13 protein-coding genes and 1 tRNA gene are annotated in these 14,973 nt (G+C 39.6%); 9 read left to right on the plus strand and 5 right to left on the minus strand.

Annotated elements, in window-relative coordinates; all coding sequences use genetic code 11:
• The first annotated feature begins 165 nt into the window (after positions 1 to 165).
• Positions 166 to 483: an MGMT family protein gene (locus FTT98_RS12010; protein ID WP_180011029.1), complete on the plus strand. Its 318-nt coding sequence runs from the start codon at positions 166 to 168 to the stop codon at positions 481 to 483.
• A gap of 105 nt (positions 484 to 588) precedes the next feature.
• Here FTT98_RS12010 and FTT98_RS12015 read toward each other — a convergent pair whose 3' ends face one another.
• Positions 589 to 1,029: a universal stress protein gene (locus FTT98_RS12015; RefSeq protein ID WP_180041863.1), complete on the minus strand. Its 441-nt coding sequence runs from the start codon at positions 1,027 to 1,029 to the stop codon at positions 589 to 591.
• Between the two features lie 293 nt (positions 1,030 to 1,322).
• The gene (locus FTT98_RS12020) at positions 1,323 to 1,739 is read right to left on the minus strand and encodes a hypothetical protein (RefSeq protein ID WP_180041861.1); all 417 of its coding nucleotides are present in this window, start codon (positions 1,737 to 1,739) and stop codon (positions 1,323 to 1,325) included.
• Positions 1,740 to 1,906: 167 nt separating this feature from the next.
• Here FTT98_RS12020 and FTT98_RS12025 point away from each other — a divergent pair.
• A tRNA-Met gene (locus tag FTT98_RS12025) sits at positions 1,907 to 1,983 on the plus strand.
• Between the two features lie 264 nt (positions 1,984 to 2,247).
• Here FTT98_RS12025 and FTT98_RS12030 read toward each other — a convergent pair.
• Both FTT98_RS12030 and FTT98_RS12035 read right to left on the minus strand, forming a co-directional pair.
• The gene (locus FTT98_RS12030) at positions 2,248 to 3,873 is read right to left on the minus strand and encodes an NAD+ synthase (protein WP_180041860.1); all 1,626 of its coding nucleotides are present in this window, start codon (positions 3,871 to 3,873) and stop codon (positions 2,248 to 2,250) included.
• 375 nt (positions 3,874 to 4,248) lie between these two features.
• A complete protein-coding gene (locus FTT98_RS12035; protein ID WP_180041865.1) occupies positions 4,249 to 4,764 on the minus strand; it encodes a hypothetical protein in 516 nt (171 codons plus the stop codon).
• Positions 4,765 to 4,926: 162 nt separating this feature from the next.
• On the opposite strand from FTT98_RS12035, the gene FTT98_RS12040 reads away from it, so the two are divergent.
• From FTT98_RS12040 to FTT98_RS12060, 5 genes are all read left to right on the plus strand, one after another.
• A complete protein-coding gene (locus FTT98_RS12040) occupies positions 4,927 to 6,429 on the plus strand; it encodes an AAA family ATPase (RefSeq protein ID WP_180041858.1) in 1,503 nt (500 codons plus the stop codon).
• Positions 6,417 to 7,856, plus strand: a complete 1,440-nt coding sequence (locus tag FTT98_RS12045; RefSeq protein ID WP_180041856.1) for a VWA domain-containing protein — start codon at positions 6,417 to 6,419, stop codon at positions 7,854 to 7,856. Before FTT98_RS12040 ends, FTT98_RS12045 begins: the two co-directional genes overlap by 13 nt.
• Positions 7,857 to 8,093: 237 nt before the next feature.
• Positions 8,094 to 9,050 (plus strand): metal-dependent hydrolase, encoded by a 957-nt coding sequence (locus tag FTT98_RS12050; protein WP_180041854.1) that lies wholly within the window; start codon positions 8,094 to 8,096, stop codon positions 9,048 to 9,050.
• 12 nt (positions 9,051 to 9,062) lie between these two features.
• Positions 9,063 to 9,929 (plus strand): SDR family NAD(P)-dependent oxidoreductase, encoded by an 867-nt coding sequence (locus FTT98_RS12055; RefSeq protein WP_180041852.1) that lies wholly within the window; start codon positions 9,063 to 9,065, stop codon positions 9,927 to 9,929.
• Positions 9,926 to 11,566, plus strand: a complete 1,641-nt coding sequence (locus tag FTT98_RS12060) for an NAD(P)/FAD-dependent oxidoreductase (protein ID WP_180041850.1) — start codon at positions 9,926 to 9,928, stop codon at positions 11,564 to 11,566. The genes FTT98_RS12055 and FTT98_RS12060 overlap by 4 nt, the downstream gene beginning before the upstream one ends.
• Before the next feature lie 334 nt (positions 11,567 to 11,900).
• Here FTT98_RS12060 and gltA read toward each other — a convergent pair whose 3' ends face one another.
• Positions 11,901 to 13,178: a citrate synthase gene (gltA, locus tag FTT98_RS12065; RefSeq protein ID WP_078189909.1), complete on the minus strand. Its 1,278-nt coding sequence runs from the start codon at positions 13,176 to 13,178 to the stop codon at positions 11,901 to 11,903.
• A gap of 1,027 nt (positions 13,179 to 14,205) precedes the next feature.
• On the opposite strand from gltA, the gene sdhC reads away from it, so the two are divergent.
• Together sdhC and sdhD are read left to right on the plus strand one after the other, a co-directional pair.
• Positions 14,206 to 14,604, plus strand: a complete 399-nt coding sequence (gene sdhC, locus FTT98_RS12070) for a succinate dehydrogenase, cytochrome b556 subunit (RefSeq protein WP_078189908.1) — start codon at positions 14,206 to 14,208, stop codon at positions 14,602 to 14,604.
• Positions 14,604 to 14,969, plus strand: coding sequence for a succinate dehydrogenase, hydrophobic membrane anchor protein (sdhD, locus tag FTT98_RS12075; protein ID WP_078189907.1), 366 nt, complete (start codon positions 14,604 to 14,606; stop codon positions 14,967 to 14,969). Before sdhC ends, sdhD begins: the two co-directional genes overlap by 1 nt.
• Positions 14,970 to 14,973: the final 4 nt, after the last annotated feature.

Below are 14,973 nucleotides of genomic sequence, written 5' to 3' on the forward strand. Positions count from 1 at the left end.
TGAAATACGGTATTCTGATGTGACAAAACCTGAATCCTGGTCGTTAAAGTGTTTGTTTGCACTCATATTTTAACTGTTAGGACTCAGGTTTTTTTATTTAAAGCAAACTATGGGACAGCAGTGCCTTCGGGTTCTCTTTTTTTTATGCGGTTCAAAGGATATCAAATGAAGCAGAGTGATGAGTTGGCAACGCAAATTTTGTCGGTCATTCAATTGATACCGCAAGCAAAGATTGCCACTTATGGACAAATTGCCAAATTAGCGGGTTTACCTAAGCATGCACGACTGGTTGGCTATGTACTAAAGCATCTAGATACAACATCAACGATCCCATGGCATCGGGTGGTGAATGCTCAGGGAAAAATCAGCACGCAGCGTTGCAATGAAAAAGGTGAAAATATCCAGCAATTGAAATTGGCAGCTGAAAATGTCTTTGTGGTGAATGGACGCATCTCATTGAAACAATATCAATGGTTACCCTAAAAAATCCTTGCCTTCAACAAGCGTTTTTTATATTGATGACGCAGTCAATAAAAAAAGCCCTCTAGGATCAGAAGGCTTTTTATTTCACGCTATAAATCTAATGGCTTATTTGCGCACAACCAAAACAGGAATGTCTGAAGCACCCAGTATACTTTGAGCTACGCTGCCCAAGAAGAATTTTTTGATCCCTGTACGGCCATGTGAACCAATGATAATCAAGTCCGCATGTGTTTCTTCTGCAGCTTTAACCAGTTCTGTATGCACCACTTGACCTTCAAGTAGGCGAGTTTCAACAGTGACACCTTCAGTTGAAAATTTCGCTTTTGCTTCTTCAAGTGTATTTAAAATCGATGCACGAGCACGTTCAATTAAATCATTGGTTTGTGCTGCTGAAATATACTCTGCAGCAATATATGGATCGAGCGTCAGTACTTGAACCACAGTAATTTTACTGCCAAAAGTTTTTGCAAACTCGACAGCTTTAGCCACCGCAGCATAAGAAGTTTCTGAACCGTCCACTGGAACTAAAATATTATTTAAAGCCATCTTATTTCTCCTTATCTGATCAATTGAATTTGGATGGAAAAACCTGAAAAAAAGCGCTATTTACATTGATCATAGTTTTATCATACGCTTTTTTATTTAGGAATAAAACCAAGTAAATTCATAAGGATATTGCGAAATTAGTAATAAAAATATTGCAAAAATATGGACTTGTTTTCACCATGCTTAGCGATAGCAAAAATGCTCAATAATGTAAGCAGCTATGTCTAGATTGTAAGACAATTTGGTGCTGAAAAAATTGAGCCTAGATAATTCATCCATCAGTTGACTTGGTTTCAATCACACTGTTTTTCTTGCTCTGTCAGGGTAATATGCAACGCTTGTTGCTCAAGCAAGCTTAATTTATGCAACGCATCTTCAGGGAAGATCTGTTTTTGCAAGCGTTGAATCTGTCGCGCTGATAAATGCTGATTGGCACAATACATCGCAGCTTCATTAGCGCGCGCAACACTGACTAACTTCTCCTGATCATTGAAGTCGAGACGAATGATGGGTTGCTGTGCTCGGCTAAGTTGAGCCATGCTGCGCTTTTGTTGCATGCTTAATAAGGGCTGTTTACTAATCCAAGTCGCCACATCACGTCGCACACCATTATAGTCAACAAAAATTGGGGAGACGATTTGGCAGCCCGTCAGTGTCATAACGGTTAGGCTGAGGGTCAGACAGGCTTTTTTTATCGAATTGAATTGCATGATAAAACTCTAATTTTTAATCAAAAAATATAGTAATTAGGGCTAAAAATAGCATGATTTGCTTAAATAGTAACATCTTGAACTTTTCTTGTTTAAACTCTGAACAATTACAAACAAAAATGCTTGACGATAATGTGTGAAATCTAGATAATGCCACCACAGTTTACGGCTATGTAGCTCAGTTGGTTAGAGCACCGCACTCATAATGCGGGGGTCACAAGTTCAAGTCTCGTCATAGCCACCATTTTTATAGACCAAGCTCTCAGCTTGGTCTCTTTTTTTGTGCCTAGAAAAAGTCAAATAGATTGAAATAATTACTGCACTAATAAAATGATCTGTTAACGGTGTTTATGTAGAAAAAAGAGAACTCAAATCTTTAACTGCATTATTTTATGACCTAACTTTTGAAATACACATCTCAATTACTTTTTATATTTACTGCTGTGTTTTTTGCGCCTATAAAAAGCCCAGTTATAGAACTGGGCTTTTTTTAATTTGAATCGAATAATTAGATACCCGGTTTCCAACCATTCACGATCGGGTAGCGACGTTCACGGCTAAATGCACGTGAGCTGATACGTGGACCGATTGCGCCTTGGCGACGTTTGTATTCGTTTAGATCAACCAAACGGATGACTTTTTTCACGATTTCAGCATCAAAACCTTTGGCAATGATGTCATCTTGGCTCATGTCTTCTTCGATATACGCATATAAGATGGCATCTAATACATCATATTCAGGTAATGAGTCTTGGTCTTTCTGATCTGGACGAAGTTCCGCAGAAGGTGGACGAGTAATTACACGTTCAGGGATCACTGGTGTTTCTGAAATGCTGTTACGGTATTTTGCTAGTTCAAATACAATCGTTTTATAGACGTCTTTAAGAACCGCAAAGCCACCGACCATGTCACCGTACAATGTACAGTAGCCAACAGATAATTCAGACTTGTTCCCTGTAGAAAGGACTAAATTGCCGAACTTATTCGATAAGGCCATTAACAATGTACCGCGAGAACGCGCTTGTAAGTTTTCTTCAGTTGCATCTGTCGGTGCATTGCCAAAGAATGGGAACAAGGTTTGCATAAAGCCATTCACAATTGGATTGATTTCGGCAATTCCAAAAGTCACACCCATATTTTTGGCTTGTTCAGCAGCATCTTCAACACTGATTTGTGCAGTATAGGTATATGGCATCATGACCGCTTGAACTTTATCTGCACCAATCGCATCGGCAGCAATCGCTAAAGTTAATGCTGAGTCAATACCACCAGATAGACCTAAAATCACACCTGGGAAGCCTGAACGTTGTACGTAGTCACGGGTTGCGATTACAAGGCTTTGGTAGATTTCAGCCATGGTATTTAATACAGGCGTGATTGCACCTGTTTTAAAGGCTTTTTGTTCAGCATCGTATTCTGCGATATATAGATCTTCAACAAAACTCGGTGCTTGCAATGCAACTTCACCTGAATTGTTCATCACAAAGCTTGTGCCATCAAAGACAAGGTCATCTTGACCGCACACTTGGTTACAGTAAACCAAATTGATGTTCAATTGTTTGGTCAATGCAGCCATGGTTTCAATGCGATGCTGTGGTTTACCAACTTCATAAGGTGAAGCATTTAAAACCAAAGCGGTTTCAACATTTAACTGAGCAAGCTGTTGAACAGTTGGTAGTGCCCAAACATCTTCGCAAATCAACACACCAAACTTATGACCTAAATATTCAAAGACTAGGTGTTGATGACCTTCACTGAAATAACGTTTTTCATCAAAAACGCTATAGTTTGGAAGATTTTGTTTATTGTAAATCCCGAGAACTTGACCATTTTTCATGACAGCAGCAGAGTTATAGCGCTGACCATCTTCAGTTTGATTTACAAAACCAAAGACTAAAACGATGTCCTTAATGCTCGCTAATTGTTCAAAAGCTTGCTGTGTACGTTTATTTAAACTTGGACGTAATAATAAATCTTCAGCAGGATAACCAACTGTAGAAAGTTCCGGAAAAACAATAATATCTGCGTTCTGTTCTTTTGCAACATTGGCTTGTTGAAGCATTTTTGCTGCGTTTGATTCTAGGTTACCAATATGCGGAGAGAACTGAGCAAGTGCAATTTTAAAACTATTCATTCCAACTAAATCCTATTCCTATAGGTGAATACACTTAACACACTGATTTGTATTATTGTGATTATTCAGCGAGTGTATTTAGATACGAAAAATACTGCCGAAAGGCGAAAACAAAACACCATCATCGTATGATAATTCACTTGTTTTGATGCAAAGCAAAAAAATAAGGTGAGCCTATTTTATCTGAATTTAAGCGAGATACTAGAGGTATTCATAGCTTTTAAAAGCCTAGCTGAGCTTATGTGCCATAAAGTAAATATTAATGCTGTTTTTTTGTACTCAAAATAGCGTCAATGGTCGAGCACTAGTGTGAAATAGAATGATCAGGCGATATTCAATTTTATCTAAAAATATTCGCTACAGAGCATGGAAGCTTTATAGCTCAATTTGATGAACAAGTTCAGGATATAAAATAATATTTTTAATTCGCTTTAAATAGATGTCACGTGCAATGTCACCTTGTTGCTCAATGTTGTAGTCAAAAAATGCCTTGTGTGCTTTGAGGGTATAGCGGTATGGATTATATTTTTTAAAACTGAAGAAATACGCCATCTGCAAAATAGCACCCCGACCCAAAACATTGATCTGTTGCTGGTATTGATAAACATGGGCCATTTCATGAATAAACAGGGCACGATATCCTAAAGACGCTTTGGCATAGTCCGCTTTAAACAGTAAATTTCGTGCATGAATATACCCCTGCGGCGCCATGACCACATGTGCCGATTGCCAAGGCAAAAAAGGGTGATTCATCACTTTCACTTGTTCATATTGAATCAAATCCCCAAACACACTGCGACACATGGATATTTCACCTGCCGTGAGTGATCGATATTTAAAACCTTCAAGTTTTAGCAGCCGAATGAGTGTGGGAAAGAAAGGCAACATGATGAAAAGTGATTATTGTTCCTAAGGGATGTGTAGTTTTACTATAACCTGAAAATATAATATCACGCTGTTGCGCTGTATTTAAAAAGCGATATTTTTGCATCTGCTACAGCGAAAAATCGGTCAGGGCGTTACAATTTAGTTTTCGGTCAAACAGATAGTCAGATGCAAGCACGGATCAATACTTTAATTTCTGAAATCAGCAAAAATATGTATGAACGTGAGCAGATTATTGCTTTGAGTTTGTTGGCTGGTGTTGCGGGTATGAATACCTTTTTATATGGTTTGCCCGGCACTGCAAAAAGTTTGATTTCACGTCGAATCGCCTCTGCTTTTGAGGTCCATGACTATTTTGAATATTTGATGAATCGTTTCAGTACGCCTGAAGAAATTTTTGGACCGGTATCGATCAAAGCCTTAAAAGAAGATCAATACATTCGTAAAACAGAACATTATTTACCACGGGCAGATTTTGCATTTTTAGATGAAATTTGGAAAGCCAGCCCTGCGATTTTAAATACTTTACTGACCTTGGTGAATGAGCGGAGTTTTAAAAATGGTGACATTGTCCAAAAAGTTCCATTGAATGTTTTGGTCAGTGCATCGAATGAAATTCCCGAACCAAATCAAGGTCTAGATGCCTTGTATGATCGTTTTATTTTGCGCTTAGAAGTGCCGCCGATTGCTGTTGCAGAAAACTTTCATGCACTATTACAGGCCAAGCCGAGTCAAGTCAGTGTTGAAGTCGATGCGACCTTAAAAATAAAAAAAGCCGAGTTGCAAGATTGGCGGGAACAGATATATCAGGTGGAATTACCCGCTTCGATTTTAAATCTGTTTGATCAACTTAAAACTCGACTCAACCATAACTTTGAAGATCACGTGGTCTATGTCTCTGACCGTCGTTGGCAACGTGTGGCTTATTTAGTCAAAGCCTGTGCATTTTTAAATGATCGTCCATCAGTGATTTTGAGTGATCTATTAATTTTAAAACATTGCTTATGGAATCAGCCTGAAGACATTGCTTTTGTTTCGCAGCAGATAGATGAAGTATTGGCTGAAAATGGCTTAAATTACGGTTTGCAATTCGAACAACATGTGGCAGAGAAGGATGCACTTGAACAGCGGGTGCTCAATCATTTTTATTATACCGATGATGTGTATGAGAGTTATTTAATTCATGGCACTGATTACTTGCGTGCAGTGACCAATCTAGATCGACACTATAAAGATAAACTGTTGTATCTCGAACTGGATAAAATGGATACGAAAAAGGACTTCTTTGCCTTAGATGATACCGGTGAAGAAGTGCGTGGCATCGTATGTAATTTTAATGGTTCAAGAGTGTGTACGTTAAAAGGTGGCTATTACGGCTTAGAAGAAGTGGTGACGCCGTATATAAAACATACCAAAGGTAGTCCACGCAGCTCTCTTTCAGCACAAAGCCAATATGAGCTATTACACGAAATTCAACAGCTTAAAGCACATTTTCAAACAGAATTGGATCTGTTGACGGAACGCTTTAACAGTCAAAAGCATCAGTTTAAATCGGTCTTTGTCACTGAACAGGATATTCAAGATTTAATTCAATCTATTGAGCAGCAATTGGCAAGATATCAATTGCAGTTGCAAGATTGTGAGCGTCTGGAACAGTTATGTCGCAATTAGAACCGTCACGACAACAAACCCAATCAGCACTCGATGAATTAAGTTCGCAGCTTTATGATGAATTAAAACAATCCAGTTTAAAACATTGGTTGGAAGATCATAAAGTGGCAAAAAAGCTCGATCAAAAAATTCAGGAATGGGCCTTTCAGGCAAAGTCGAGTTTAGATCAGCAGCATCCCTATGCAATGGCGCAGCAGCAATTGGAACATTGGCTTGCGCTAAAGCATTGGGAACAGGGTGATTTTGTACAATTTCACGCTGAATATGCCGCCTTTATGCAAACCTTGGGGATTCCAGAATTCACTGAAATGTGGCAACAGAGCCAACAGTCGTTGCTGACTGAGCAGCAGCGTCAATTACACATTGAGCTATTCAAAGGTAAATGGCAGCGAAAATTGACCGAAGCCATTGCACATTGGGAGTTTGAGCAGCTCCGTTTACAACGAGATGCCTTTTTAGATGAAATCAAAGATTTTCTCGCGACATTGTCGAAAATGGTCAAGCACCATGACAGTGTCGGGTTTGAAACTGGGATTTTTCTGGACTATTCCAAAGGGCAATTAACTGAGCATGATGTACAGAACTTTGAGCAATGGGCCAATTATCTCGAGCAAGATCGGGCGCTTAAACGTCTATGCAAAATGATCGGAAGCGCACAGCCGAATATGCCACGTAAGCGGATTTCTGCTCAGTTAGAACAAGAACCACAGCAGCTTATTCACACCCCGATGGCGCAAGAGGAAATTACTGGAATTAAATTGGCACAAGAACTCAGTATGGCTTTACCTAGCGAGTTGGCGCTGTTAGCCGATCCAGACTTGCAAGTTTTATTTGATTTGAAATATTTAGAATCTAATCTGATGAGTTTTAATCGAGAAGGGCAGCAACAGGGACGGGTGATCGAAGACCAACGCCATACGCAGCGTCGAGTCGGACAAAAAGGCCCGATGATTGTTTGCTTAGATACTAGTGGCTCAATGAATGGACAACCTGAACTGATTTCCAAAGCGATTTGTTTGTATTTATCTATTCGAGCGCTAAAAGAAAAGCGAGCGATGTATTTGGTAAATTTCTCGACCAATTTAACCGCGCTGAATTTACAACATAATAGTGCTTTGGATGATGTCATTCACTTTTTAGGGCAGTCATTTCATGGGGGAACAGATATTATCCCTGCGATGAATCATGCCGTGGACATGCTGAAACAACCGAATTTTGTATATGCCGATGTGGTGGTGATTTCCGACTTTATAATGGGTCAACTGACTGAAGAACTCATGCAAGAGATCACACATTTGAAGCAGCAGGGCAATGGATTCTATGCTGTTGCTATCGGTAATTTTAAACTGGATCATTTAGACGACAGCCTGTTTGATCATCAATGGGTGTATCAATCTGCGACCGGTGAAGTGCAAAAAATCCAATAATTATCACTCAATCAAAATACGCCATGACCTTTAATGACAAGCTTTTGAGCCATACAACACCGATGTTTTAAAGATTGTCTGACAAAGAAAATATTTGAGCGTTTTTGCAAATCGAGAGGTCGGTTTTGCTAATGGCCTAGTGATCTATCTCACTTAATTTGATCGTCAATCTATGTGTTTTTACTTCAATCGACATGAAGTCAATGAAGGGGAAACACCCAAATTGAGAGCAAAATCATGAGCGCTTTTCAACCGATAAAAAAAACTTTAGCACGCGTATTTGCAGGCCCTGTCTTTGACCCAACAAAACAGTCTGCCGTTGTTCCTATTCGTCATATGAAATTTGATTTTGAACCAGAAAAAATTGATCCAAAATTTTATATGAATGCAGAATTGGCCAGTGCCTATTTTGCATCTTTATCTATTTTCTTAACCCGTGGCGAAGATTTGGTGATTGATACTGCTCGATATCATCGCGACTTTATTCAAGATCCTGTATTAAGACAACGTGTCACGTCGTTGATTGGGCAAGAGGCTATTCATTCACGTATGCATGAAGAAATGAATGAAGCGTATCGCGCAAGAAATCTGCCTGTGCAATTTTTTAGAAAGTTAGAACACTACGTCTTTGCCTATGGTTTTGAACGTATGCCACAGCCAATGAAGTTATCCTTAATGGCAGCAATTGAGCATTTCACCGCAGTGCTTGCGGAATACATGATGAATCATGAAGAAATCTTTTTTAATTCAATAGATGAAAAGCAGCGCGCTATTTGGATGTGGCATATGTTGGAAGAGTCTGAACACAAAGACATTGCCTATGATGTTTATCAAGAATTATCAGGTAATTGTGCTTTACGTATTGCTGGCTTTTTCCCTGCATTAATTACCATTTTGGGTTTGATTTCGATAGGCGCTTCGATTGTACCGTTTTACAGAAAACCGTCGAACTTGATTAGCCTAAGCTACTGGAAAGATGTTCCGCGCAGTTTCCAACTGATTTTTGGTTTAAAAGATGGTGTCTATGGTAGCAGCCTCGGGCATATTTTTGACTATTTACGACCAAGTTTTCACCCGAATGATCATGATACTTCTGCGTTTCTTGAATATTACAAAAAGCGTTTGTTGAACCCTGTTGATGGCGTATTGACACCTTATTTTGTCAAAGAATTTACCCCAGCATTAAAACGATAAAAGGACACAACCATGGGTCTATTTGGGAAAAAGAACAAGCCAAGTGAAAATGGCTATGCGGTGGTCACCGGTGCAGGCAGTGGTATTGGGCGAAGTTTCGCTTTGGAGTTGGCACGTCGTGGTGGGACAGTGGTCTGTGCCGATATTCATTTAGAAGCAGCGCAAGAAACGGTAGATCAAATTCAATCCATGACCTCATCAAACGCATATGCAGTGCAGTGTGATGTCGGTAAGGCTGAAGAAGTTAAAGCACTGTCAGAGCAAGCTGAGCAGTTGATGGGGCATGCTGTGACCTTGGTGATCAACAATGCAGGCGTCGGGCTGGGTGGTAAATTTGATGAACTGAGTTTAGACGACTGGCAGTGGTGCATGCATGTCAATTTGTGGGGTGTGGTGCATGGCTGCCATTATTTTGTACCCAAGTTGAAACAAAATAAGCAAGGCGGCGCGATTATTAATGTTGCTTCTGCTGCGGCATATACCGCTGCACCAGAAATGACAGCATATAACGTGACGAAGTCGAGTGTGTTGGCATTGTCTGAAACTTTATCGGCAGAGCTCAGATCGGCAAATATCCGTGTGAATGTACTGTGCCCAACCTTGGTGCCGACCAATATCATGAAGAATGGACGCTTGCCCAATCGATATTCAGGCTTAGCTGATCAACTGCTGATGAATCATGCATTTACGACGAGCCACGATGTCGTCGATTTGACATTGAATAATTTAGATGCAGGGAAGTTGTATACCATTCCGCAACCTGATGCCAAATTATTTTGGTGGTTAAAGCGTCTATCCCCGCAAACCTATACCCGCTTATTGGGGGTGGGTTATCCCTTATTTAACAACTATATTAAAAAGTCGGGAGCAAAAGCATGAATATGCCGACACAATTACATGACGAAGATGTAAAAGCATTAGATCAAGAGAAAATTCAAACTAAAAAGGCAACAACGCAAACTAATGCACGTCGTCCTGTAACGTCTTCTGCCAAAGCAAAAAAAGCAGTACAAGACCAATCAGAGTCAGAGCCTAGCCTAGAAAAACCAAGCGTAGAAAATCAAGTGCGTGTCTACGATACCATCGTGATTGGTGCGGGGATATCAGGTTTAGCTGCTGCTCATCAAATGAATGAACGGGGTTATACCGATTATGTGGTTTTAGAAAAAGCCAATCGCGTGGGAGGAACATGGCGCGACAACACCTATCCAGGTTGTGGATGTGATGTTCCTTCGGCGTTGTATTCTTTTTCATTTGCGCCGAGTCATAAATGGAGTCATTTATTTGCCAAGCAACCTGAGATTCTGAACTACTTAGAGGATGTGGCAGAGCAGCATGGGCTTTATCGTAACATTCAGTTCAACTGTGAATTGATTGCAGCGGAATGGAATGAGGAATTAAAGCAATGGCAATTGGAGACGAGCAAAGGTAAGTATGCGGCGAGAACGGTAATTTTTTCCACTGGGCCGATTACTGAACCTCAAATTCCAAAAATTAAAGGTATTGAAAGCTTTGAAGGTGAAATGTTCCATTCTGCGCGATGGAACCATGCCTATGACTTAAAAGAGAAACGTATTGCAGTGATAGGTACGGGAGCATCTGCGATTCAGTTTATTCCTCAGATTCAACCTATTGCCAAAAATGTGGTGGTGTTTCAACGGACTGCGCCATGGGTATTACCAAAAGCAGATTTACCACTGAATGACCGTGCGAAAGGCATGATTACACGCTTTCCCTCTGTTCAAGAAACTTGGCGCAAAAGTGTGGCCGGTATATTAAATGGTATTAATTTAGGACTACGTAATCCTTCGCTTTTAGAGCCTGTGAATTATTTGGGTCGTCAGTTGTTAAAAACACAAATTCAAGATGCTGAATTACGTGAAAAAGTTACACCAAACTTTTCTATTGGTTGTAAGCGTCTTTTATTTGCCAATAACTATTATCCTGCTTTGCAGCAAGCCAATGTCGAACTTGTACCACATGGTTTAGTTGAAATAGAAGGTAATACTGTTATTGCTGCGAATGGTGAACGTCATGAAGTCGATGTCATTATTTGGGGCACAGGTTTTGAAGTTTCTCATCCGCCGATTGGACAACGTGTAAAAAATGCCAAAGGGGAGTTATTGTCAGAACTTTGGAAAAACAGTTCTCCTGAAGCATTTTTGGGTACCAGTATCGCGCAAGTACCTAATGCCTTTTTGGTGCTCGGGCCAAATATTTTGGTTTATGACTCATTCATTGGTATTGCAGAAGCACAGGTTGGGTATATCGTCGATGTCTTGGTAAAAATGAAACAAGAGAAGATACAACGGCTTGAAATTAAGCCAAATGTATTGGCCTATCACAATGCAAAAGTGCAGACACATCTACAGACGACAGTCTTTAATAGTGGCGGCTGTAAGAGCTATTACTTAGATGCCAATGGGCGCAATTTTGCAGCTTGGCCGTGGTCACTGAAACAGTTAAAGCAGCGTCTTAAACATGTGGATTTGGCAGATTATGAGACTGTTGCTTAGAGACTTTGGTTTAATAAATGTCGCTTAACTCGATAAGCCAAAATGAAGCATCATCAATATTTAAACCTTTTGTTTACAGCCTAATTTCTACGTGGCATTGGGCTTTTTTTATGACGATATCTGATGAAACAGTGTGAGATTTTCTAGAAAATGGCGATTTAAAATACACTCAGCAATAAACAGCATACTTTATAGCTTGTGAGGCATCGTTTTATCTAATGATTGAGCAGGAAAATTCAGTCAGATGGGGCTGTTTAATAGCGAAAAATAAATCTAGTTGCATAAAAAAACCGCCCCAAAGGGACGGTTTTTAGATTCGCACAATTCTTTCGAATTAACGACCTTGGATATCGCGTTGAGTTTCGCCAGTGTAAAGCTGACGAGGACGACCGATTTTGTAAGGTGCGCTGTGCATTTCTAACCAGTGGCTGATCCAACCAACAGTACGTGCAAGAGCGAAGATTACTGTAAACATTTCTGTTGGGATACCAATCGCTTTAAGGATGATACCTGAGTAGAAGTCTACGTTAGGGTATAGGTTACGTTTGATGAAGTATTCGTCAGAAAGCGCAATACGTTCAAGTTCCATAGCCAAAGCAAGTTGTGGATCGTTGATACCAAGTGCAGTTAACACTTCGTCACAAGTCTCTTTCATTACTTTCGCACGTGGATCGAAGTTTTTGTAAACTCGGTGACCGAAGCCCATAAGTTTAACTTCTTTAGTTTTCACTTTTTCCATGAACGGAGCAACGTTTTCTACAGTGCCGATTTCATCAAGCATCTTAAGAACAGCTTCGTTCGCGCCGCCGTGAGCAGGTCCCCATAGAGCCGCGATACCCGCAGCGATACATGCGTATGGGTTAGCGCCAGTAGAACCAGCAAGACGTACTGTAGAAGTAGACGCGTTTTGTTCGTGGTCAGCATGAAGCGTGAAGATACGGTCCATTGCTTTAGCAAGAATAGGGTCAACTTTGTAATCACGGTCTGCAGGAGTAGCAAACATCATGTACAAGAAGTTTTCTGCGTAGCTTAAATCGTTACGTGGGTAAACGAATGGTTGGCCTACTGTGTATTTGTAAGTCCAAGCAGCTAAAGTAGGAACTTTAGCGATTAAGCGAATAGCAGTGATTTCGCGGTGGTCAATGTTTTCAACATCGAAACCGTTGTGATAGAACGCAGAAAGCGCACCAACAACACCACACATGATCGCCATAGGGTGAGCGTCACGACGGAAACCATTGAAGAAACGGCCAACTTGATCGTGAACCATAGTGTGGTTACGAACTTTAGCATCGAATTCTTGTTTTTGTTCAGCAGTAGGAAGCTCGCCGTTCAAAAGAAGGTAGCAAGTTTCTAAGTAGTCTGCTTTAGTAGCAAGCTGGTCGATTGGGTAGCCACGGTGTAGAAGAACACCTTTACCGCCGTCAATGAAAGTGATTTTAGATTCACAAGCAGCCGTTGAGACAAAACCAGGATCAAAAGTAAAGTGACCTGCGGCCAACACATCTTTAACGTCAATTACATCTGGGCCTAGAGTGCCACTGTAAATTGGTAAGTCAATTTCTTTGCCATCAAGCTGTAAAACGGCTTTTTTGCCAGTTGCTTCAGACATTCAATAGATCTCCTGTCCTGGTGAATGTTTTATCTGACTCAGTACTAATCTTTTAATGCGAGAATCAGACGGATCAAAAATTTGCTCTAAGATTAGAGGGAACTGAAATTTTGTCAATTATACTTATGGATATAAATTGAGGATCATTGATTGAAATGAAGCACAATTCATCCGCTTAAAAAATGAGTAAAATCACAGTGCCGACGCAGTATAATAAGTCAAATTGCAGGGGAGGTGCAGATTAAAAAAAGCCTATTGCCTTAATTGTAAGCAATTTTTAATTCTTAAAAACTCTGAAACAAATATGAATTACAAGACCGCTATTTCATTAAATTATTATAATTTTCGTAACTTACACACATCTGTGGCTCTAAATTGCTGTTTTCTTATTCATAATTAAAACGACTTAATCGCCCTTAAAAAAAAGTTCGTTTGGTTAAAAAATAGTTAATTAAACGCCTTTAAAAGCTTAATAAATGATCATTTTTGTCATTTGAAAGGTAAAAAATGGCGTTTTATTAAACAGATTTGCTGTTGCTGAGATTTTTATGCACAGACTAAGTTCTTATTTCGTTTCATGATCTTTGAGTTTTATCATTTGAGAAAATGATGCACATTTATTTTTATGATTATGGCTTGGCGAATGTGTTGGAAGATTTTAAAATGTAGTGGGAAAAGAAAGATTTAGATTTGTTCATCTTTAGTCTAAAAGTTTAAATCGCTATATACACACAAAAACAATAAGTTAAATTTACATTTAACTGATTAAAACCAACAAGATAGTCTGATTTTCTTAGATAAATAAGGTATTTGTTTTTAGAAAAGTTATTGTTAATGATTCTTATTTAAGGATATTTTGCAAAATTCCTAATTGTCTTCGTTTGTGTTTTGAAAGTTCACGTTTTATAATTCCCTGTCGTTTATAAGATCAGACAGCTGCAGAGTTTATTATATTGTAATGTCTGACTATGCTAGCTTTCCTACGAATTAATTCCAACAAACTCCGGATGGAGTTTTTACTTACAGGATGCCCGCTGTGAAAAGCAACAGACCTGTCAATTTGTCCATGGGTCAAGTTTTAGAAGTAAACTTAAAATCCCCTGTGGCTATTGCATCAATTTTACACCGTCTATCAGGTGTTATCGTATTTTTACTCGTACCGGTCCTTCTTTGGATTTTAGATAAATCTCTATCTTCACCTGAAGGTTTTGCGCAAGTTCAAGCTGTGTTTGATAGCTTTATTGTGCGTTTTGTCGTATGGGTATTTGTAGCCGGCTTAATTTATCACCTTATCGGTGGTATCAAGCATCTATTTGCAGATCTTGGCGTTGCTGAAGAACTTCAAAGTGGTCGTATCGCAGCTACTATTTCATTGATCTTGTCTGCAATCGGTATTGTTGCAGCATTTGTATGGATTGTTCTCTAATGAAAAGTGCTACAGGTTTAACAGGATCAGGTTCACGCGATTGGTTTATCCAACGTGTAAGTGCCGTTGTATTGGCTGTTTATACTATTGTTGTACTGGGCTGGATCCTTTGCAATAGCGGATTCACTTTTGAGCAATGGTATGGCTTTATGATGACAACACCAATGAAGATTTTATCTTTATTGTCTGTCTTATCTCTTGTTGCGCATGCTTGGATTGGTATGTGGCAAGTATTCACTGACTATGTGACTACTCGTCAAATGGGTCCTTCAGCAAACGGTCTGCGTTTAGTGCTGACTTCTGCAGTGATTGTTGCAGTATTTGCATACGCGATCTGGGCGATCCAGATTTTTTGGGCAAATTGATAGG

This window comes from Acinetobacter sp. YH12039 (assembly GCF_013420015.1).
Lineage (GTDB): Bacteria > Pseudomonadota > Gammaproteobacteria > Pseudomonadales > Moraxellaceae > Acinetobacter > Acinetobacter amyesii.

What these genes read in the sequence shown, in the direction of transcription:
- FTT98_RS12010 (WP_180011029.1), top strand. Translation starts at nt 166, where the DNA reads ATGAAGCAGAGTGATGAGTTGGCAACGCAAATTTTGTCGGTCATTCAA.
- FTT98_RS12015 (WP_180041863.1), bottom strand. Translation starts at nt 1,029, where the DNA reads ATGGCTTTAAATAATATTTTAGTTCCAGTGGACGGTTCAGAAACTTCT.
- FTT98_RS12020 (WP_180041861.1), bottom strand. Translation starts at nt 1,739, where the DNA reads ATGCAATTCAATTCGATAAAAAAAGCCTGTCTGACCCTCAGCCTAACC.
- FTT98_RS12030 (WP_180041860.1), bottom strand. Translation starts at nt 3,873, where the DNA reads ATGAATAGTTTTAAAATTGCACTTGCTCAGTTCTCTCCGCATATTGGT.
- FTT98_RS12040 (WP_180041858.1), top strand. Translation starts at nt 4,927, where the DNA reads ATGCAAGCACGGATCAATACTTTAATTTCTGAAATCAGCAAAAATATG.
- FTT98_RS12045 (WP_180041856.1), top strand. Translation starts at nt 6,417, where the DNA reads ATGTCGCAATTAGAACCGTCACGACAACAAACCCAATCAGCACTCGAT.
- FTT98_RS12050 (WP_180041854.1), top strand. Translation starts at nt 8,094, where the DNA reads ATGAGCGCTTTTCAACCGATAAAAAAAACTTTAGCACGCGTATTTGCA.
- FTT98_RS12055 (WP_180041852.1), top strand. Translation starts at nt 9,063, where the DNA reads ATGGGTCTATTTGGGAAAAAGAACAAGCCAAGTGAAAATGGCTATGCG.
- FTT98_RS12060 (WP_180041850.1), top strand. Translation starts at nt 9,926, where the DNA reads ATGAATATGCCGACACAATTACATGACGAAGATGTAAAAGCATTAGAT.
- gltA (WP_078189909.1), bottom strand. Translation starts at nt 13,178, where the DNA reads ATGTCTGAAGCAACTGGCAAAAAAGCCGTTTTACAGCTTGATGGCAAA.
- sdhC (WP_078189908.1), top strand. Translation starts at nt 14,206, where the DNA reads ATGCCCGCTGTGAAAAGCAACAGACCTGTCAATTTGTCCATGGGTCAA.
- sdhD (WP_078189907.1), top strand. Translation starts at nt 14,604, where the DNA reads ATGAAAAGTGCTACAGGTTTAACAGGATCAGGTTCACGCGATTGGTTT.